Below are 20,192 nucleotides of genomic sequence, written 5' to 3' on the forward strand. Positions count from 1 at the left end.
CTTCTCGAGCCCGGAACCGTACATCGGGCCGAGCCGTACGATCAGTGCCCCGGCCGACTCGCACGCCTGCTCCGCGAGCGCCCGGTTGCGGCCGTAGACGGTATCTGTCTGAACCCTTGCCGACATGCTGCTGATCTGGACGAACGACACCCAGCCCCAGCCTCGGAGGAGTTCCTCAGTTTTGCGTACGGTCTCCTTGTGATCGTCCGCTGGATTGTGCTCAGCCCAATACCTCCGCGACGGGCAGGCGGCGTTGACCAGCACGTCGTACGGCCCCGCCCGCTGATCGTCCGCATAGGTGCTCCGGGTCACCGCCGTCACCTCGTGACCGGCGTCACGTAGTGCATGGGTGAGCGCCGCGCCTACAAAGCCGCGTGCACCGAGCACGGCGATCCGTGCCATCGACTCACCTCTTTTCTTCGAGGGTGTGCGGCAGCGGCTCGACCTGAACCAGCGGCGGATCACAGTGGTCCCACTGCCGGGTCAGCATGGCCACGAAGGTGAGAGTCGTGACGGCATAGACGGTGTGCATGACCCCGGCGGGAGTCCGCGTGCACACCCCGCGCGAGACATGGATGAATTCCTCAGGGCAGTCGGGATCGTCGAAGTCGTCCTTGGTCACCAAGGCACCTTGGCCATCGATGAACAGCAGATACTCCACGAAATGCGGGTGATAGTGCAGTCCCCGCACTTTTCCGGGGTGCATCACCAGGAGATTGAACTCCACGATCGGCTCGGGCGGCACCCAGGTGAAGATGCCACCTCGCCCGTCTCGAATGGTGGACAGATTACAGGAGGGCGTAAGAACATCAATCTTCAAAGTTACCTCCGCCGTTGGTCACCGTCACCTTCGCCGGCCAACAAATGATTCGCCATCGGGACCCGTACAGCCCAAGTTGCCGGTGCGACACCCCGGATTATTCGTGATAGCCCCGAAAAGTCTCACTCCTGGCGTCTCCACCAGTCGGCCTGCCTTGCACCCACTTCAGCACGATCAAAGGAAGCAGGTATCGATATACGGATACACGGACCTCCCTTGCAGGCGACTGCTGCTTTCGCCCCTGAATCGCTCCGAGTTCCTTGTCGACACACGTCACCACATATGCGATGGTCGAGGCGAGCACCGCCGGCGCGGCATTGCCATGTCCTTGCCCTAGAATAGGTCGCCCAAAAGATGAAGTTTGTTATATCTTTGCATCCAATAACCTTGGATTCCGCAGATATCAATATGCACATCCGGCGTAGGCGTCAGACGGTGGCCGGGTCGGGGTGGCATCCAGGGTCGGTTCAATCGCGTAGGACGCTCATCCTCAGGTGATCGCGGCGCGCCTCTAGCGAAATCCCACATATCTCAATTGCACCTCGCCGTTCCATGAACGGCCAAAGCCATCGTCGAGGAAGCCCACCATGGGCGCGTCTGCACGGCGGGGCGGCCCTCCTCTGTTAGAACGACAGCGCCATGACCTGGAGAAACACGTTCCGACGACCGGCATGGCGATGATCTACTTTCAGAGCGGAGGGAACCACCGTGCGTAAGGCACTCCTCGCTGTCCTGTTCGCCAGCTGTCCCGTTCTCACGAACGTCTCGCCCGTATCGGCCGCTACGAAATCCGATCCGGTCGGCGATTACATCGTCGTACTAGATAGCAACCAGAACGCGCAGGCCGTCGCCAGCGACCACACCCAAGCGCATGCCGCGTCCGTCGGGCACGTGTACAGCCATGCCCTTACGGGTTACGCCGCGCGGATGACCAAGTCACAGGCGGAGACCGTGGCAGCCGACGATCGCGTGCGGTGGGTGCAACCGGACGGCGTGGCGAAGATCAGCCGGACTTTTCCCACCGGGATCAACCGGGTCGACGCTGATGCCAGCCCGACCGCGAGAATCAACGGCGTGAACGAGCCGATGGCCGTCGACGTGGCGGTCATCGACACGGGCGTCGACTTGGACCACCCCGATCTGAACGTCTACTTCGGCGGCGCAAAGAACTGCTCCGACGGCATCAGCGCAGACGACGGCAACGGCCACGGTACTCACGTCGCTGGCACGGTCGCCGCGAAGGACAACCTCCACGGCGTCGTCGGGGTGGCGCCCGGCGCTCGGATCTGGCCGGTCCGGGTGCTCAACAACAGGGGCTTCGGCCTGTTCTCTCAGATCATCTGCGGCATTGACTTCGTAACCGCGAATGCCGATCAGATAGAGGTCGCGAACATGAGTCTCGGCGGCTTCGGGAACGACGACGGCGCCTGCGGCACGGTCAACCGGGATGCCATGCATCAGGCGATCTGCGCCTCTGTCGCAGCTGGGGTCACGTACGTGGTCGCCGCCGGCAACGAGCGCGACCACGCCGCGAATCACATCCCGGCCGCGTACGACGAGGTCATCACCGTCAGCGCGCTCGCGGACTTCGACGGCTTCCCCGGTGGCAGCGGCAGGCCCACCTGTCGGCGCGACGTCGACGACACGATTGCCGACTTCTCCAACTTCGGCGCTGACATCGACCTCATCGCCCCCGGCACGTGCATCCTGTCCACCTGGAGAGGGGGCAGGTACGCCACCATCTCCGGGACCTCGATGGCCAGCCCTCACGTGGCAGGAGGCGCCGCACTCTACAAGGTCACGAACCCGGCCGCCTCGCCTGCCCAGGTGAAGTCTGCCCTGCAGAACGCGGGCACGCTGAACTGGACATGGCCGGCGGGCGACCCTGACGGTGTGCAGGAGCCGCTGCTGAACGTCGCCACGCTCTGAGCGGCACGCGGGAAAGCGGGCCCGCGTAGGCGGTGTCCACGAGGGCTCGCCCAGTCCCCCACCCGCCTCCGTGCGGTGCCGCCGCACGTCACGCCCCGGCTCACACACGACCCTTGATCAGCCGGTGAGCAGTTGGTCGGAGCTCCTATCACCGACCAGGTTTGATCTGCCTTTCAGGTGATCGCGTCGTGCCTCCACAGAAATCCCTACATCTCATGAGAGTTTCGGTTGGAGCGGAGGAGACATCGGGGGGCTCCTCCCGACCTGCCGGAGAACGATCCCAGTGACACACGATCATGAAGGGCAGCGGGTCAGCCGTCGGCGTCTGATCACCAACGTCGGCATCAGCTCGCTCGGGCTCAGTGGCCTCCTTGCCGTCCGCAGCGCCGGCGCCACGGCGGTCACGGACTACAGCGACCTTTTCCGCGAGGCCGGCACCTGCACGCTCACGCCCGCCAGGTCCAAAGGGCCCTTCTACCTCGACGCGGACATGATTCGCAGCGACATCCGCGACAACAAGCCCGGCGTACGCCTGCGCCTCGCCATCAAGGTGCAGGACAGCGAGACGTGCCAGCCGCTGCCGGGCGTGGTGGTGGACATCTGGCAGTGCGACGCCTCCGGGCTCTACTCGGGAGGCGAGCGGGGATCCATGATCCAGCACGTCGAGTCGCGCCAGATCACCCGCGACAGGCCCTGGCCCGACATGACTCCTACCGACGACAAGCGCTACCTGCGGGGCGCGCAGGTAGCGGACGCCGAGGGAGTCGTGGAGTTCACGACGATATGGCCGGGATGGTATCCGGGGCGCACGGTGCACATCCATGCCATGGTGTACATCGGCGACTCGCGCGTGCTGACCACACAGCTGATGTTCGAAGAGACGCTCAACGCGAAGGTCCTGTCCCAGCCTCCGTACGCCCAGCACATAGGGCGGGACACGTACAACGCCGGCGACTTTTATTACGATCGCCGCCTGCTGCTGACGGTGGTCGAAGACGGCGACGGCTACTGGGGCGCCATCGTCCTGTCCGTCGACTCCGACAAGGACGGCCGTTAGGCCCGCCGCACCCCTTGCTTTCCCGTAAAACGCAGAGACGCGCATCCCTGGTGGGATGCGCGTCTCTTGACGGGTCTCAGCCTGCCCGGCGGCGGTTGCCGTTGCCGTTGCCGCGAGGCTGGCGGCGCTGTTGCTTGCGCTCGCTCGCTGCGGACGGGGCGATGTCGTCGTCGTCCGTCGCCAGGTCGGGCGACTGGAAGATCACCGCGAACGGGCTGGGCGGGATGATCCGCTCCGGCTCCGTGCGCGCCGGAGGCGGCGGCGTGGAGAGGAAGCCCCGGTCTTGGGCTGGCTCCTCCACGACGAAGGGTGCGGGCACCTCGGCAGCCGGTGCGGCGGCGGCGCGGCGAGACCGCGTGCCCTCCGTCAGCGCTTCCGTGGTGGACCTGCGGGAGCGGGTGCCCTCGGGCTCCGCCTCCGTGGTCGCCCTGCGGGAGCGGGTGCCCTCGGCCTCCGCCTCGTCAGCGGTCGCCCTGCGGGAGCGCGTGCTCTTCGCCGGAGCCTCGGCCACGGGTGCCTCGGCCTCAGCCACGGCGACACCGGCCTCGTCTGCGGCCTTGCGCGAGCGCGTGGCCTTGACGGGCGCCTCAGGAGCATCGGCCAGCGCGTGCTCGATCGCCGACGTGGCCGCCCCCCTCCGCGTACGCGTCCGCCTCGGCTCCGAGGTCGCGGCCTTGATCTCGTCCGTTGAGAAGATCGCGGGAGTCTCCTCCGTCTTGGCATCCACGAGCTCGACCTCCGAGGTCTCGACGGGTGCGGTCTTCACCAGATCGGGTGCGGTTTCCACCAGATCGGGTGTGGTCTCCTCCAGCTCCCTGCCGCCGCGGGTCCGGCGGCGCTGGCGCGGCGTGCGGGCAGGACGCTCCCGCTCCTCACGCTCGTCACGGCGGCGACCGCCACGCCCACGGATCCTGCCGGTCTCACCGAGGTCCTCGATGCGCTCCGCGGACAGTCCGGCACGCGAGCGGCTCGCGTGCGGCAGGACGCCCTTGGTGCCCTCGGGGATGTTGAGCTCGGCGTAGACGTGCGGCGAGGTGGAGTAGCTCTCCTCAGGCTCGGCGAAGTCGAGCCCGAGCATCTGGTTGATCATCTTCCAGCGGGTCAGCTCCTCCCACTCCACGAACGTGACCGAGATGCCGGTTTTGCCGGCCCGGCCGGTGCGGCCGATGCGGTGCACGTACGTCTTGTCGTCCGTGGGGCAGTCGTAGTTGACCACGTGAGTGACGTCGTCGATGTCGATGCCGCGGGCCGCCACATCGGTGGCCACGAGCACGTCGATCTTGCCGTTGCGGAACGCCCGCAGCGCCTGCTCCCGCTGGCCCTGGCCGAGGTCGCCGTGGACGGCCGCGACCGCGAAGCCGCGGGTGTCGAGCTGCTCGGCGACCATGTCGCAGGCCCGCTTGGTCTCGCAGAAGACCATGGTGAGCCCACGGCCCTCGGCCTGCAGCAGCCGCCCGACGATCTCGATCTTGTCCATCCGGTGGACCCGCCACACGAGCTGGCGGGTCAGCGGCGTGGCCTCGCCCTCGCCGCTCTCGTGCTCAGCGCGTACGTGCGTCGGACGGTTGAGGTATTTGCGGGACAGCGTGACGATCTCGCCCGGCATCGTGGCCGAGAACAACATCGTCTGCCGCTCCGCGGGGATCAGCTTGAAGATGCGCTCGATGTCGGGCAGGAAGCCCAGGTCGAGCATGCGGTCGGCCTCGTCGAGGACGAGGGAGTTGACCTGGCTCAGGTCCAGGTGCTTCTGCTTGACCAGGTCGAGCAGACGGCCCGGGGTGCCGACGATGACGTCGACGCCTGCCTTGAGCGCCTCGACCTGGGGCTCGTACGCACGACCGCCGTAAACGGTCAGGACTCGGGACCCGAGCTTGCCCGCGGCGGTCACGAGGTCCTCGCTGACCTGTACGGCGAGCTCGCGGGTCGGCACGACGACCAGCCCGCGGGGCTTCTTACGGTTCTTGCGGGGCTTGCCGATGCTCTGCAGCATCGCGATGCCGAACGCGTAGGTCTTGCCCGTGCCCGTGCGGGCCTGGCCGATCAGGTCCTGGCCGCTCAGCGCGAGCGGAAGCGCCATCTCCTGGATGGGGAACGGTGTGACGATGCCCTCGGTCTCGAGGGCATCGGCGATCTCTGGTGTGACTCCGAGGTCTCGGAAAGTCGTCAGCGTGGCCTGCCTCAATCTCAAATGAAGGCGGGCCTGCCGGGACCAACGGGCGGAAAATGCCCCCGTTTCGTGGGTCCTCGCGGTAGAGCCAGCCCTCTCGCGTCATCGCGACCGCAGACCTCCGGGGAGCGGAGGTATCCGGAGGGAAGTCCCCGAATTGACACAGTGCGGTCGCACTTTCTCAGAGCAGTGTACTCGATACCACAACGCGGACCGAGCTCGCTTATGTTCCCGAAGATTCACCAAGCTCCGCGAAGTACGCTGCCCCTCATGAAGGAGTCTCCAGGAGTCGTCGACCTACTCGGCCTTCTAGCGTACGCGGAGCTCAGCGCCTACGCCAGGATGACCGAGGACGCCACCACGCTGGCGCCCTCGCTGGCCGACCGGATGGCCTTGAGCGAGCTGGCCGTCACCGAGTACGCCCATTTCCGCCTGCTACGGGACCGCCTGGCCGAGCTGGGCGCCGATCCCGCCGAGGCGATGTCGCCGTACGTCGCGGCACTGGACGCCTGGCACGCCCAGACCCGGCCGGCCGACTGGCTGCAGGCGCTGGTCAAGACGTATGTGGGGGACGGCATCGCGCACGACTTCTACCGCGAGGGGGCCAGGCACCTCGATCCCTCGATCGCCGACCTGGTGGACGAGGTGCTGGTGGACGAGGGCCGGTCGCAGTTCGCGGTGGAACGGGTCAGGGCGGGGATCGAGGCCGATCCGAAGGCGGCGGCACGGCTGGCGCTGTGGGCTCGGCGGCTCGTGGGCGAGGCGCTGAGCCAGGCTCAGCAGGTGGCGGCGGCGCGGCCGGAGCTGGCACTGCTGCTGGTGGAGGCCGGCGGTGGCCAGGCCGATATTTCCCGACTCTTCGCGAAACTGACGGAGGAGCACGGCAAGCGGATGGCCGCCATGGGCCTCTGATCGTCTGTTCATTGGGCGGCGCGAGTGCGCGAAACGGTTGTACCGTGCCTGGTATGAGGACCTCGCGCCGCTACGACAGTTCTTTGACACGATGCGGGCCGAACCACTGGACCTCACGCGCCGTCCTGCGAAGGGGCAGCGCGGGCTGTCCGGCCACCGACGCGAGCCGACGCCACGTCGTGCGCCGTCGCCAATCCCCTCGCGGATGCGTGCTCGGGAGAGGGTCACAGGGCTGAGTGGTACGGGGCTCCGCCAAGGCGAATGCCCGTGTTGCCCCGTACCCCCCGTCCCGAGCCTTTAGAGCGTGCCCCCAAAGCCGACCGGCCTGGACTCATCCTCGCCGATCTCGACGAACCCGAGCGCGGCCACCGGCACGACGATGCGCCTGCCCTTCACGTCGGTGATGGCGAAGATCCCGCGATCGACCGACAGCGCGTTCCTGATCTCCTCCTCGACCTGCTCGGCAGTGAGGTCGGTCTCGACAATGAGTTCGCGGTGTACGGAGCGTACGCCGATCTTGATTTCCATCGTGGCTCCCTAGTCGACGGGGCTGGCTCACCTCCATCGTGGCCGCTCACACCCCGGGAAACGCAAATGATCGCGCCCAGCGAACGGGTTATGCCGTACGCGGAAAACCGCTGATGCCGCGCCAGGCGAGCCTGGCCAGGAGTTGCTCCGCCGCGTCCTTCGGAATCGAGCCGTGCGTGGTCACCCAGTAGCGGGCGCTCACCTCGGCCATGCCGACCAGACCCACGCCGAGCAGGTGTGCCTCGTCGCTGGTGCAGCCGGTGTCCTCCTGGATGAGAGCGCTCACCATCTCGGCGCACTCCTGCAGTGACCGCTCCACCCGTTGCCGCACCGGCGCCACGTTGCGCAGATCCGACTCGAAGACGAGCCGGAAGGCCTCGCCCTGGCTGGAGACGAAGTCGAAGAACGCCTGGAAGGTGGCCTGCACGCGCAGCTTGTTTTCGTGCGTGGAGGCCAGCGCCTCCCTGACGCGGTTGACCATGTCGTCCACGTGCAGGTCCAGCAGCGCCAGGTAGAGCTCCAGCTTGCCGGGGAAGTGCTGGTAGAGCACGGGTTTGCTGACCCCCGCCCGGTCGGCGATCTCGTCCATGGCGGCCGCGTGATAGCCGTTTTCCACGAACACTTCCTGCGCGGCGCTCAGCAGCTGCCGGCGGCGGGCGAGTCGGGGCAGCCGGGTGCCCCGGGGCTTGGCGTCCGGGGTTGCGGTCACGCGGATCTCCATGGTCTCTCAGCGGGTCGTGCGGCCATCCTACGTGCGCGTAGATGTCCGTACCTTGGTGACGGCCATCAAAAACACAGACAGCAGACGGCGCCGATGGCCCGCCTCCGGAGTCGGTCCCGTCACAGGCATCGGACTGGTCATCGATATTCGTCGTCCTCGTCGAGGTCGACCACGCGGTCCTGCTCGGTCGCGTCACCGGGGTCGACGTCGAGGGGCAGCTCACGGCGCAGCGTGCCGTTGTTCTGGCGTATCTCCCGGTGCTGCTCGGCCACGTCAGCCTCGGGCGTCTCGAGCGGAAACTCGGTCTCCTCCTCGTCGAAAGGGCCTTCGTCTCCGCGAATGTCCATCTCCGACATCTTTTGGTCCCCCTCTAGGTGCGGACGGCACCAGCCTACGCCCGGCCGAAAAGGTCGCCGCGTTTCTCCACTCTGGCGAGTACGTCCGGCGCTGTGAAGACCAGGTCCTCCGGACGTTCGCAGTCCTCGACCTCTTTCCAGGTCAGCGGTGTGGAGACGGTCGGCTGCTCGCTCGCCCGCAGCGAGTACGCCGCCACGGTGGTCTTGGCCGGATTGTTCTGGCTCCAGTCGATGAACACCTTGCCCGGCCTGGCCTTCTTGGTCATGATGCTGACGACGTGCTGGGGATGTTCCTTGGCGAGGACCTGGGCCAGCCTCTTGGCGTACGCGGAGGGCTCCTCGCGGCAGTCCCAGTCCGCGTACAACTGCATGCCCTTGCGGCCGCTGGTCTTCGGCCGGGCGGAGAGCCCTTCGGCCTTGAGCACCTCACGCAGCATGAGCGCCACCTCGCAGCACTCGACGATCGTCGCCGGCGGCCCCGGGTCCAGGTCGAACACGAGCAGGTCGGGTGGCAGCGCCTCGCCGTCGTCGTCGACGCGCCACTGGGGTACGTGGAGCTCCAGCGCGGCGAGGTTCGCGTAGTAGACGAGCGTGGGCAGGTCCTCGACGACGGCGAAGTTGATCGTCTCGCGGTTCTTGGTGCTGCCGGGGACGGGCAGGTTGACCCGCTTGACCCAGTCAGGGGTGTGCTCGGGCGCGTTCTTCTCGAAGAACGACTGGCCGGTGACGCCGTCCGGGAAGCGCTTGACGGTCAGGGGGCGGCCTTCGATGTGAGGGAGGAGCACGGGGGCGATGCGGCTGTAGTAGTCGATGACCTCGGCCTTGGTGAAGCGGTAGTCCGGGTAGAGCACCTTGTCCAGGTTGCTCAGGGTCAGCTCGCGCCCTTCGACCTTGACGGGAACCTTCTTGGCCATGGCGTCACCTCCACACCTCCGCGGGGATCTTGTCGGGTCGAAGCCCTCTCCACACGGGGTGCCGCAGCCGCTGATCGTCGGTCCACATCGTATAAGCCACCTCCCCGACCAGATCGGGCCTAACCCAGCGATTCCGCCACGGGACCTCGTTGCTGAACGGGCTGCTCGGGATCTCCAGCGGCCGGAGCACCTGGTAGAGCTGGTCGAGCACCGCGTCGGTGAAGCCGGTGCCGACGTGGCCGACGTACATCAGCCCTTCACTCGTGAACACTCCCATGATCAGCGACCCGATCCCGCCGGCCCGGCGCCCCTTGCCCGGCTTCCAGCCGCCGATCACGACGTCCCTGGTGTTGAGGTTCTTCACCTTGATCCACCACGGCGAGCGCGTGCCCGGCCGGTAGGGCGAGTCGAGCCGCTTGGCGACCACGCCCTCCAGGCCCTGCTCGTACGTGGCGGAGAGGAGGTCGGAGTCGCCGGGGAAGGAGGGCGGCGCGCCGATGTCCAGCTCGTCGAGCAGCGCCCGCCGGTCCCGGTAGGGCAGGTCGAAGAGCGGCATCCCGTCGAGGTAGAGCAGGTCGAACGGCATGTACGTGACCGGGTACAGCTCCAGCATGACCGGCTCGGGGTCGGTCAGGTGCATACGGTGCTGCAGGCGGACGAAGCTGGGCCGGCCATGCTGGTCGAGCGCCACGACCTCACCGTCGATGATCGCGTTCTTGAGCCCGAATCCCGAAATTTCCGGATACCGCCGCGTGTACTCCACCCCGTGCCGCCCCGTCACCCTCATCCCGCCGTCGACGTGGATGATGGCGCGGATGCCATCCCACTTCACCTCAAGGCCATACCGCTCGCGATCGGAGGGTAGTTCCCCAGGTACGGCCAGCATTGGTTCGACCGGGTATGGCATTGGTTGGCCCATGCCGGGTATGTGCCCATTGGCGAGCCGTTGAGAGCGGAGGAGTGACCATGCGCAGCATCTGGAAGGGTGCGATCTCCTTTGGCCTGGTCACGATCCCCGTCAAGCTCTACTCGGCGACCGAGCAGAAGGACGTGGCCTTCCACCAGGTGCATCGCGAGGACGGCGGCCGCATCCGCTACAAGCGCGTGTGCACGATCGACGGCGAGGAGGTCCCCTACTCCGACATCGCCAAGGGCTACGAGCTGGCCACGGGCGAGATGGTCGTGCTGACCGACGAGGACTTCGAGGACCTGCCGCTGAGCACGTCCCGCAGGATCGACGTCCTACAGTTCACGCCCGTCGAGCAGATCGACCCCATTTACTTCGCCAAGTCGTACTATCTGGAGCCCGACGCGCAGGGGGCGAAGTCGTACGTGCTGCTGCGCAACGCGCTGGAGACCTCGGGCCAGGTGGCGGTGGTCAAGGTGGCCCTGCGCCAGCGGGAGTCGCTGGCCACCCTGCGGGTCAGGGACGGCGTCTTCGTGCTGGAGACCATGCTCTGGCCGGACGAGATCCGCACGCCCGACTTCGAGTTCCTGGAAGAGGACATCGAGGTACGCCCCCAGGAGCTGAAGATGGCCGAGTCCCTCATCACCACGATGGAGGCCGACTTCGACCCGAGCGAATACCGCGACAGCTACCGCGAGGCCCTGCAGTCGGTGATCGAGGCCAAGGTGGCGGGCAAGGAGGTCGTCACCCCGCCCGTCGAGGAGGAGGCAGGTCCGGCCGTGGACCTGATGGCGGCGTTGCGGGCGAGCGTGGAGGCGGCGAAGCGGGAACGCGAAGGCGCCGCCCCCGCCAAGCGACCGAAGAAGGCCGCCTCGGACAAGTCCAAGGAAAAGGAAGAAGAGAAGCCCGCCGCCAAGCGCAAGGCGCGCAAGTCCGCCTGAGCCGCGCTGCAGCCCCCGACGGACCTTTCGCCGGGCCGGGGCAAAGCGAAAACCGCGTGAATACGCCCTCGGCAAGAGGCTGCCGAGGGCGTATCAGCATGGGCTCCGGTGAAGCCGGGTTGCCATGTAGGGCGGAGCAGATCAGTCGTCTTCCTCTTCTTCGTCTTTTTCCTCACTCACGGCAGCGCACAGGAACCCGTCGCCGATCAGCCCGTCAAAGCCCTCGTCCTGGGATGCGGCGTTGGCCGAGAAACCGAACTGGCACTGGTCCTGGTCCTGGTCCTGGTCGTTGAACTGCTTCTGGTCCTGCTGGTTGTTGTTGTGGATCCGGATGCGGATCTTCGTCTTGTGGTGGTGACGGTTGCGGTCGCCCCAGCCGTGGCCGGCCACGAAGCCGTTGGCTACCGAGGTGACCGCGGAGCCCGTGGCGGCATTGGCGGTCGAGGAACCCGTCAGCGCGGCAACGGCGCCGGACGCTGCGGTGATGACGGCGAGCGCTGAGATGCTCTTGAACATGGGCATTGAATTTCCCCCGATAATTCGGTTGCTCCAGTTCTCGATATTTTCCGGATTGACTGGAAAACATCACAGATGATGGTTGATAAGTCCATCCATGCGACATATTGCCGGAGTGAGCATCACATAAACGGCCTTTGTGATGTCTTTTTCTGCTTTAGTGCTCTTATCGCCATTTCGCGCAGACTTATGGATGAAATAGCCTGCTTTTGTCCGATTTGTCCTATGGAGAAATGCATCCAACCGCTTCACCCCCGTCTGGGCGCGGGACGGGTTCGGGGGACGCCGGCTTGGTGACGGGCGAGCGGAGCAGCCGCGTGTGCTCCTCACGCGGCTCCACGGCGCACCACCCCACCGGCACGCCATCGAGATACGCCAGGACCCCAGGCGCGCGCTCAGAGCCCTCCACGAGTGCCTGCAGCCGCCCCCGCCGGCCCTCGGCGCCCATCTCCTGGAACGCCGCCCCGGCCGACCCGGAACCACATGCACCAGCAGCCCGAACAAGCACCATTAGGCCCGAAAACCGCTTGGACATCGTCCCACGAGCGCGCCGGCCGGATCTTCACGTCGCATTCGTCGCATCTCCCGCGTAAGTCCCACCAGCGTAAGGGCCTTGCCGGTGTCGATGCGCTGACCTCGGGGTATTGTTGCCCCACGTGAGTACGCCGCGATTCCTCGACCTGCCTCCTGGCGTCGCACCACAGAAGATCGAAACGCCACTGGGCACGTTCGCGGCCCTGGAGGCGCTTCCGGTCAGTGGTGTGATCGAGCGCTGGCCCGCGCTCCTCGTGCCCGGCCTGACCGGCAGCAAGGAAGACTTCATCGCGGTCCTGATGACCCTCGCCCATTCGGGCCGCCGGGTGGTGGCCGTGGATCTGCGCGGCCAGTTCGAGACCCCGGGCCCCGACGACCGCGAGGCCTACACCTGCCCCGCGCTCGGCGCAGACGTCGACATGCTCGCCCAGGTGATCGGCGGCGGCGATCCCGTGCACCTGGTGGGCCACTCGTTCGGCGGGCTGGTGGCGCGCGAGGCGGTGATCGACGGGCGGACGAGGTTCGCCTCGTTCACGCTGATGAGCTCGGGCCCCTCCGCCATCGAGGGCCCGCGGGCGATCAACGGCAGGAAGATCCTCGAAGAGGTGCCCACGCTGGGGCTCGAGCACGTGTGGCACCACAGGTTCGAGCCGGACGCGCTGGCCAACGACGTGTCCGACGAGATCGTGGCGTTCCTGCACAGGCGCCTGATGAGCAACTCGCCGACGGCCCTGGTGTGCATGGCGGAGCAGGTGCTGTCCATGGGGGACCGTACCGACGAGCTGCGGCAGATCGAGGTTCCCACGCTGGTGCTGTACGGCGAGCACGACGACGGCTGGTCCCCCGAGACCCAGTCGGAGATGGCCGCCAGGCTCGGGGCCGAGTGCGTGGTCGTGCCGGGCGCGGTGCACTCCCCCAACGTGGAGGCGCCGGAGACGACCGCGGCGGCCCTGATCCGGTTCTGGAACGCCGCCGAAAAGCACTTCTTGGACACAAGGTCCAATGTCATGTAATTATGCACTTACTATGGCGAGCACTGCAGAAATCGTCGTCCAGCCGCCGCAGAGCGCGACCTGGCAGGTGCATCTCGACCGCTCGATGTGGGTGGGCGGGGTACGCGGCCTCATGCTCCAGGCACTGCACCCGCTGGCCATGCGCGGCGTCTGGCAGAACTCCGACTTCCAGCAGGACCCGTTCGGCCGGCTGCGGCGCACCGCGGACTTCGTGGGCCGGGTGACGTTCGGCAGCCCCGAGGAGGCCGACGAGATCGGGCGGCGGGTGCGCGGCATCCACAAGGCACTGCGCATCCACGATCCCGACACCGGGCGCACGCACCGGGTGGACGATCCCGAGCTGCTGTTGTGGGTGCACTGCGCTGAGGTGTCGTCATACCTGGAGGTGTCCAGGCGGGGCGGGCTCGGCCTGACCGAGCGCCAGGCCGATCGCTACCTGTCCGAGCAGCGCAAGAGCGCGACGTATGTCGGACTGCATCCCGAGGACGTGCCGGGCTCGTGCGCGGAGATGGAGGCGTACTTCAAGCAGGTACGCCCCCGTCTGCGCGTGACGGAGGAGGCGGCCGCGACCGTGCGGTTCCTGATGTGGCCTCGGTTGCCGCACGAGCTCAGGCTGCTGTCGGCCGGCAAGCCCGCGTACTTCCCCTTCGGCGCGCTCTGCTACTACACGCTGCCGGACTGGGCCAGGCGCATGTACGGCGCACTGCCCGAGGTGCCCCAGGCGACCGTCACCGCGGCGCTGAAGGCCTTCCGGCTGGGCATGAACGCGTTGCCGGAGCCCGTGCACGACCACGCCTTCATGCCGGCCACGCGGGAGATGTTGCAGGCGGCCAGAGAGCGGCTGGGCGCGGCCGGCTATGACGTCAGCAAGGGACTCAAGGGTCTGACCGATCCCCGCCGGTGGCCGAAGGCGCTGGCCGCCTGACGGGCTGCTACTCCGCGAGTCCGTCCCAGGGGCGGCGCTCGGGCCCGGCCGCCCGGCCTTCCGGGCAGTGGCGGCGGAAGTCGCACCAGGAGCAGATCGGGCCGGGGTTGGGCGCGAACAGCTCATCGATCTCGGCAGGCACCGTCGCGGGCCCGCCACCCTCCCGGGCAGCGCCGCGGGGCGGTGGCGCGGCAACGACCTCCCGGTAGCGTTCGTCAGCCGCGGCCGCCTCCGTCGCGAGATCCTCCGCGCGTCGCAGGTGCCGGACAAGGGACTCGTCGGTGTGCCGCCACTCCACGATCTCACCGGTCGGCAGGTGGTGCAGCTCGACGGTCCGGCAAGGGGTGCGCATCATTGTGGACGCCGCGACGGCGTACACGGCCAGTGCGAGCGACGAGCGGGCGTCGTCCTGGGTGAGCGGCCGGCGCCCGGTCTTGTAGTCGACCACGACGAGCTCATCTCCGCGCCGGTCAAGCCGGTCGATGCGGCCGGACACGGCGATGACCTTGGTGCGGGTGGCGACCGTGCGCTCGACGCCGACCGGATCATCGGACGGATCCAAGGTCGCGACATATCCAGACACGAGGTCGCGGGCGCGCGCCAGCCACCGCCCGGACTGCTCGGCGTCCCGGAAACCCTCGGTGATCCACCCGTTCGTGAGCAGGATGGCCGCCGTCAGCGGCGTCCTACGCTCGTACGGCTCCCGCCACCAGCCCGCCAGCGCGTTGTGCACGCTCGCCCCGACGCTGTTGTGCGCCCAGGCAGGTCCTTTGGACGGCGCCGGCCGGTCGAGGTAGGTGAACCGGTAGCGGCGGCGGCAGTCCAGCCAGGTGTTCAGCCGCGACGGCGTGCACGAGTAGAGCCGCCGCGGCATGCCCTCCAGCGGAAGCTGCCCCTGCACTGCGCTGCTCATTGGACCCCCGCCGCTCCTCCAGACGACGGCACTCCCTCGCCCTGCCTATTGGCCTCACTCCGTGAGGCAGGCTCGGTCGCCATATGCCGCCGCCTTCCCCCGCTCTGGTCGCTGCGCTCCCGCCGCTCCTCCAGACGACGGCACTCCCTCGCCTAATCCTCGTCCGGGTTGAGCTTGATGCCGGAGGTCTTGGTGGCGTTGGGGAGCGGGCCCTCGTCCTCGGCGCCGGCGTCGACGCGGGTCAGCGAACCCGAGACCCAGTCGTCGAAGTGCGGCTCGAGGTCGCCGATGGTGACCTCGTCGCCGTGGACGGCCAGCACCCGCGTCTCGTGGGGCAGCGTGAACAGCCGCCCGCCGATCGAGGTCAGCTGGTCCGCCAGCGCCGGGTATTCGCCGCCCAGCTTGCCGGGGCCGTCGGCCTGCAGGGCCTTGCCCGTGAACACGGCCCCGAGCCCCTCGCAGTAGAGCGACACGCCCCCAGGGGTCACGCCCGGCGTCTCCATGACGTCGAGCTGGACTTCGGCCACCTCGAAGATGCCGTCGTCCTCCATGTCGATGTCGGGCCAGGTCTCCGACCAGGTTTCCCGCCACAGGGGCTTGTCCTTGGGGTGCAGGGCCACCACGGCCTCGTCCCTGCTGGCCACCTCGATGGCGGCCCCGACGTGGTCGGGCAGGCCCGCCGTGCAGATGACGGCCAGCACTTCACGCTCGCCCACCTGCTCCATGATCTTCTCGGAGTCGCGGGCCGGGTCGATGACGATCACTTCGTCGTCGTCGCCCACGATCCAGGTGTTGTTCTCGACCTTGTGCTCGGTGCCGTCGATGTCGACGACGCCCTCGGTCACCACTCGCTCGATACGCGCTGTCACGCCTCCGAACTCTAGTCGGTCTGCCTGACAACGCGACTCGCTAATCCTCCAGTCTGGGGGAGAACGCGCCAAAGGGTACGTCAAGCTCGTGATCCCGGGCGTCAATCAGTGAGAGCTCGGCAAGGGCGATCATGCAACCGGCATCGGCCGGCCAGCAAATCGTCCACAGCCAATTGCCCAGCGCCTCCCCCGCATAGACGGCACGGTCGCTCTGCCCGTCCACCACCCACAGCGGGGTGGGGTGCCCGAGCACCTCGATCTTGGCGTTCGGCGGGCCGGCGTCGAACCCCTCGCCGGGATCGGGACCGCCCAGCCCTGCGAAGGCCGCGCCCAGCCCGATTCCCGGTTCTTCGGCGACCACGAGCATGTCGGCCGGCCCCTCCATCAGCGACGGCCCGGTCAGCGCGACCACGCTGGCGCGCGCGCCGGTGCGCTGGTCACCCACCTCCGCGAAGCCGGTCACCAGCCAGCCTGCCGGCAACGGCCACGGCAGCCACACAGGCACCACGGAATTCTTCCGCATCGCCTCGAGCGCCGTGCTGGTCGGCGGCCACGGGGGCTGATAGGGCAGGACATCACCGTGCGTGTCGCATCGATACGCACTCGACCAGGCGCTCGGCCCGTGAAGCGGGCCAAAACACCGTGGGCAGGTTGGAGCCGCTCTCACAACTACCCACGGTGCGTTCTCTGGCAGGGCCCCGTCAAGGCCGCATCTCGTTATCCCGTCGTAATCTTGGCCATGTGCGCGTAAATTGTGTTGGCGCGATCATCGTCGACGACGCCGGCCGGATTCTCCTGATCAAGCGGGGACACCCGCCCGGCATGGGCCTGTGGTCGATCCCCGGCGGCCGCCTGGAACCCGGCGAGAGCGACGCCGACGGCGTGCGGCGCGAGGTCCTGGAGGAGACGGGACTGTGGGTGGAGGTGGGCCGCCTGGCCGGCACGGTCGAGCGCCCCGGCCCCGGCCGCGTCACGTACGTGATCCGCGACTACCTGGCCACCGTGGCCGACGGCGTGCCGACGGCCGGGGACGACGCCGCCGAGGTGCGCTGGTGCACGGCGGACGAGCTGGCCCGCCTGCCGCTCTCCGCGGGCCTGCTCGATGCCTTGACCGGCTGGGGCGTGCTGCCGGCTTGAGACCTACCTGCTTGACGTGAGACTCGAACTCCACAGGATGAGGTGGTCGGCGTTGTAGGTCGTGGACCGCCCGAGCGCCACGACCTCCGTCCCCGACACGGCCACCGCCGTCAGCCACTGCATGCCCTGTCCCGCCAGCCTGTCCTTGGTGAGCGCCATGCGGTTCCACGACAACCCGTCCTGGGACGTCCAAGCCGCGCTGTCGCCCTCGCCCGCGACGCCGTGCCAGCCGACCGCCACCAGGCCCTCCTTCGCCGCGGCCAGGTCGTGCACGGCGGCCGCCTGGTCCGCGGGCAGCCAGGCCGTCTGCCACGTCGAGCCGTCGTCGTCGGAGACGGCGGCGAAAGCCCGCCGCGATCCGGCCGTCATAGCGGTGCCGATGGCCACCAGCTTGTCCTGATAGGTGGCGATCTGGCGGAGCCCGGCCGACGTGGCGTCCGGCGGGGCGACGCGGGGGCGCGCGCTCCAGTTGACACCGTCCTCGGAGTGCCACACCACGCTGCTCTCCTCGGCGGCCGTTCCCGAGCCGCCCACCGCCACGAACCCGTCCGCGGTGGCGACCACGTCGTGGATGCGCACGCCCGAGCCGCCCTGCGGCAGCTTCTTCGATCGGGTGTACTTGCGCAGGTCGGAGGTGAACCACATGGCCGCGTTCACCGCGCCGGCCTGGTCGCGGTCCTCGCCGGCCAGCACGTAGCCCTTCTCCCCCGCGGCCACCACATGGGTCCCCAGGTACGGGTGGTCGGGCCGGCGGGTCAGATCGCCCGAGACGGCCACCTTCTTCCAGCTTTCACCGTCGGTGGAGGTGACGAGCAGGGGGTCGGTGATGGACACGTTGGTCTCGGTGCCGCCGACGGCCAGCCAGCCGCGGGCGCCGTGCGCCACGTCCTCCAGCCGCTGCCGTCCTGGACCTCCGAGGCTCATGGACTTCCAGCTCTGCCAGTTCTTGATCGTCCACAGGCCGGCGTCGCCCGAGGCCGAGCCGACGGCCACGTACCGGCCGGCGTAGCTGGTGATGCCGGTGGTCTCGCGGGCGATGCGGGTCAGGCCCTCCACCTCGCCCAGGGGCACGCGCGAGGCCTGACCGCGCGGCGGCGCGGACATGAGCACCAGTTGGTTGTCGACGTCGGTGACCGCCTGGTCGCCGCCGGCGAACAGGGTGCCGCGGTCGGAGATCGTGAACCCGCGCAACGTCGCGCCCGGCAGGTTGCCGAGGTCGGTCCGCTTGGCCCAGGCACGCCCGTCCGTGGTGGTCAGCACCGAGTACCGGCTGAGGCCGGCCTGCGTGATCGCCGCGACGCCTCCCGGGTAGGAGATCAGCGACTCCACGCCGACGCTCTCGCCGCTCAGGTCACCGATGGCGCCGCACTGCGACCACTCCGCCCCGTTCGGAGAGCAGTAGACGCGTACGTCCCCCGTGACCGTGCGCTGCCGCGTCGGCACCAGGACGAACCGCTTGGGCAGCACCGCAAGCGTGCCGGTACGCGGCACGGCCTCGGGCAACTGGAAACCGGTGGCCTGCCAGGTGCGCCCGCCGTCGGCCGACCGGACCACCCGCGAACCCTCGCCCTCCGCGGGGAGCCCGATAGCCACGACGGTGTCGCCCCTGGCGACCACGGCCTTGAACTCCCGTACCTCCAGCCCTGTGCTGTCGGCCCGCTCCCACGTGCGGCCGTCATCGGAACGCCAGACCGCCGGCCCGGTCGCGCCGTCGTCCCCGGTCGTGCGCCCGACCGCGACGAACCCAGACGCCGTCCTGACGATGTCGTGGATCTGGTCGCCGGGCCGGAAGGCGGCCGTCCCCTGCGCCTCCACGGCCTGCCAGCTGTAGCCGTCGGTGCTGGTCCACAGGCCGCGCTCACCCGACTGGCCGTCGCCGCCGCTGGCCAGCCAGCGTCCGTTGCCGCCGACCACCCGCTGGACGGTGGGGGTGGAGGCGCCGCTCACCTGACCCAGTTGCCAGTTCTTGCCGCCGTCCGGGGAGAACAGGAACAGCGGGCGCGGCGTCGGGCCGGTCGTGTCGCTGCCGACCGCCACCACGGCGCGGCCGACGGACGTCATGTCGTTGAGCTTCTGGTTGGTGCCGTCGCCCGAGGCGGGGACGGTGAACAGCTCGTCTCCCGAGCGGCCGGTGCCCGCCGCCAGGCGCAGGCCGGGGGCCTCCTCGCCGGTCCACTGCCACACGAGCACACCGGTGGCCACGAGGACGACGGCGGCCAGGGCCAGGACGATCGGGGCGGCGCGGTTGCCCCGGCGTACCGGGCTGGACCTGCGTACGGCGGCGGGGGCCGGGCCTCGGTGGTGGCGGCCGCTCGCCCCCTGGGGGCGCGGCGGTCCGGTGGCGACCAGGAGGTCGGGCCGCGTCGGCCGCCCGGCCGGCGGCCGACCGACCCGCCGCACCTCGTCCTCGTCCTCGTGCCCCGTCCCGCGCTCCCCCGCCGTGGCGGCTTCTTCGGCGCCGGCATGCTGTTCGGCATCGGCACGCCGCTCGGGGCGCTCCTCGGCCCAGGCGGGCTCCTCGGCCGCCGCAGGCTGCCCGCCGGGCTCTTTGGCGGGGACCACCAGCCGGTACGGGATCGTGCGCGGGTCCCGCCGCGGCGCCGCCTCCGGCTCCTCCGGGGCGCGCTCCCGTTCCGCGCCCTCCCGCTCCGCGGACTCCCGCCCGGCAGGCGGCTGCGCGGCGGCGTCCCGCCCAGCGGTCTCGGGCGGCCCGGAGTCGTGTGCCGCGAGCTCACGCGCGGCAGGCTCAGGCGCGGCAGCCTCACGGGCCGCGGGCTCGTGGGTGGCGCGCTCGTGCGCCACAGACTTGTCGCGGCCGGGCTCGTGCGCCGCAGGCTCGGGCGCCGGGGGCGGTCCCGCTTCGGCGGGCGGTCCCGGCGGGCCGCCGGCCACGAGCTTGTCCGGGCGGTTGACGATGCGACGCGGGCGGCGGCGCGGCTCGGCCTCGGGCTCCGCCGTCGGTGAGCTGTACGGCATTCGCCCCTTGGGCGCCTCCGGCGGCTCCTCCCCCGGCACAGGCGCGGCGAAGGGCGG

19 protein-coding genes and 1 pseudogene are annotated in these 20,192 nt (G+C 68.8%); 7 read left to right on the plus strand and 13 right to left on the minus strand.

Annotated elements, in window-relative coordinates; translation table 11 throughout:
• Positions 1-291: 291 nt before the first annotated feature.
• Both EDD27_RS58935 and EDD27_RS35800 read right to left on the minus strand, forming a co-directional pair.
• Positions 292-402: pseudogene (locus EDD27_RS58935) on the minus strand (NAD-dependent epimerase/dehydratase family protein); the annotation flags it as partial.
• 4 nt (positions 403-406) lie between these two features.
• Positions 407-820 (minus strand): cupin domain-containing protein, encoded by a 414-nt coding sequence (locus EDD27_RS35800; RefSeq protein WP_127936322.1) that lies wholly within the window; start codon positions 818-820, stop codon positions 407-409.
• Positions 821-1,528: 708 nt separating this feature from the next.
• Between EDD27_RS35800 and EDD27_RS35805 the strand changes: the two genes are divergently transcribed.
• Positions 1,529-2,749 carry a S8 family serine peptidase gene (locus tag EDD27_RS35805; protein WP_127936323.1) on the plus strand — a complete coding sequence of 407 codons (1,221 nt, stop codon included), beginning with the start codon at positions 1,529-1,531 and terminating at the stop codon, positions 2,747-2,749.
• Between the two features lie 283 nt (positions 2,750-3,032).
• The gene (locus EDD27_RS35810) at positions 3,033-3,806 is read left to right on the plus strand and encodes a dioxygenase family protein (protein ID WP_127936324.1); all 774 of its coding nucleotides are present in this window, start codon (positions 3,033-3,035) and stop codon (positions 3,804-3,806) included.
• A gap of 76 nt (positions 3,807-3,882) precedes the next feature.
• On the opposite strand, the gene EDD27_RS35815 is transcribed toward EDD27_RS35810, so the two are convergent.
• Positions 3,883-5,883, minus strand: a complete 2,001-nt coding sequence (locus tag EDD27_RS35815) for a DEAD/DEAH box helicase (RefSeq protein WP_206641800.1) — start codon at positions 5,881-5,883, stop codon at positions 3,883-3,885.
• A gap of 360 nt (positions 5,884-6,243) precedes the next feature.
• On the opposite strand from EDD27_RS35815, the gene EDD27_RS35820 reads away from it, so the two are divergent.
• Positions 6,244-6,885 carry a ferritin-like fold-containing protein gene (locus EDD27_RS35820; RefSeq protein WP_127936326.1) on the plus strand — a complete coding sequence of 214 codons (642 nt, stop codon included), beginning with the start codon at positions 6,244-6,246 and terminating at the stop codon, positions 6,883-6,885.
• 297 nt (positions 6,886-7,182) lie between these two features.
• On the opposite strand, the gene EDD27_RS35825 is transcribed toward EDD27_RS35820, so the two are convergent.
• The 5 genes from EDD27_RS35825 to ligD (EDD27_RS35845) form a co-directional block, all read right to left on the minus strand.
• Complete coding sequence (locus EDD27_RS35825) at positions 7,183-7,413, minus strand: DUF3107 domain-containing protein (protein WP_127936327.1); 231 nt, start codon at positions 7,411-7,413, stop codon at positions 7,183-7,185.
• An 88-nt stretch (positions 7,414-7,501) separates the two neighbouring features.
• A complete protein-coding gene (locus EDD27_RS35830) occupies positions 7,502-8,122 on the minus strand; it encodes a TetR/AcrR family transcriptional regulator (RefSeq protein WP_164903935.1) in 621 nt (206 codons plus the stop codon).
• 149 nt (positions 8,123-8,271) lie between these two features.
• Positions 8,272-8,481, minus strand: a complete 210-nt coding sequence (locus EDD27_RS35835) for a hypothetical protein (RefSeq protein ID WP_127936329.1) — start codon at positions 8,479-8,481, stop codon at positions 8,272-8,274.
• 44 nt (positions 8,482-8,525) lie between these two features.
• Entirely contained in the window at positions 8,526-9,404 is an 879-nt protein-coding gene (gene ligD / locus EDD27_RS35840) for a non-homologous end-joining DNA ligase (RefSeq protein ID WP_127936330.1), read from the minus strand.
• 4 nt (positions 9,405-9,408) lie between these two features.
• Positions 9,409-10,323, minus strand: a complete 915-nt coding sequence (ligD, locus tag EDD27_RS35845) for a non-homologous end-joining DNA ligase (RefSeq protein WP_127936331.1) — start codon at positions 10,321-10,323, stop codon at positions 9,409-9,411.
• A gap of 47 nt (positions 10,324-10,370) precedes the next feature.
• On the opposite strand from ligD (EDD27_RS35845), the gene ku reads away from it, so the two are divergent.
• Complete coding sequence (ku, locus tag EDD27_RS35850; RefSeq protein WP_127936332.1) at positions 10,371-11,252, plus strand: non-homologous end joining protein Ku; 882 nt, start codon at positions 10,371-10,373, stop codon at positions 11,250-11,252.
• Positions 11,253-11,393: 141 nt separating this feature from the next.
• Here ku and EDD27_RS35855 read toward each other — a convergent pair whose 3' ends face one another.
• The gene (locus tag EDD27_RS35855; protein WP_127936333.1) at positions 11,394-11,768 is read right to left on the minus strand and encodes a hypothetical protein; all 375 of its coding nucleotides are present in this window, start codon (positions 11,766-11,768) and stop codon (positions 11,394-11,396) included.
• Between the two features lie 656 nt (positions 11,769-12,424).
• Here EDD27_RS35855 and EDD27_RS35860 point away from each other — a divergent pair.
• Together EDD27_RS35860 and EDD27_RS35865 are read left to right on the plus strand one after the other, a co-directional pair.
• Positions 12,425-13,315, plus strand: coding sequence for an alpha/beta fold hydrolase (locus tag EDD27_RS35860; RefSeq protein WP_127936334.1), 891 nt, complete (start codon positions 12,425-12,427; stop codon positions 13,313-13,315).
• Between the two features lie 13 nt (positions 13,316-13,328).
• Positions 13,329-14,240 (plus strand): oxygenase MpaB family protein, encoded by a 912-nt coding sequence (locus EDD27_RS35865; protein ID WP_127936335.1) that lies wholly within the window; start codon positions 13,329-13,331, stop codon positions 14,238-14,240.
• A 7-nt stretch (positions 14,241-14,247) separates the two neighbouring features.
• On the opposite strand, the gene EDD27_RS35870 is transcribed toward EDD27_RS35865, so the two are convergent.
• The 3 genes from EDD27_RS35870 to EDD27_RS35880 form a co-directional block, all read right to left on the minus strand.
• Positions 14,248-15,153: a RecB family exonuclease gene (locus tag EDD27_RS35870; protein WP_206641802.1), complete on the minus strand. Its 906-nt coding sequence runs from the start codon at positions 15,151-15,153 to the stop codon at positions 14,248-14,250.
• 152 nt (positions 15,154-15,305) lie between these two features.
• Positions 15,306-16,022: an MBL fold metallo-hydrolase gene (locus EDD27_RS35875; protein ID WP_164903936.1), complete on the minus strand. Its 717-nt coding sequence runs from the start codon at positions 16,020-16,022 to the stop codon at positions 15,306-15,308.
• Positions 16,023-16,062: 40 nt separating this feature from the next.
• Entirely contained in the window at positions 16,063-16,689 is a 627-nt protein-coding gene (locus EDD27_RS35880) for a DUF6758 family protein (RefSeq protein ID WP_164903937.1), read from the minus strand.
• A gap of 74 nt (positions 16,690-16,763) precedes the next feature.
• Between EDD27_RS35880 and EDD27_RS35885 the strand changes: the two genes are divergently transcribed.
• Complete coding sequence (locus tag EDD27_RS35885) at positions 16,764-17,159, plus strand: NUDIX hydrolase (protein WP_127936336.1); 396 nt, start codon at positions 16,764-16,766, stop codon at positions 17,157-17,159.
• Positions 17,160-17,162: 3 nt separating this feature from the next.
• Here EDD27_RS35885 and EDD27_RS35890 read toward each other — a convergent pair whose 3' ends face one another.
• Positions 17,163-20,135, minus strand: a complete 2,973-nt coding sequence (locus tag EDD27_RS35890) for a sialidase family protein (RefSeq protein ID WP_164903938.1) — start codon at positions 20,133-20,135, stop codon at positions 17,163-17,165.
• Between the last annotated feature and the right edge of the window lie 57 nt (positions 20,136-20,192).

This window comes from Nonomuraea polychroma (assembly GCF_004011505.1).
Taxonomy (GTDB): Bacteria; Actinomycetota; Actinomycetes; order Streptosporangiales; family Streptosporangiaceae; genus Nonomuraea; species Nonomuraea polychroma.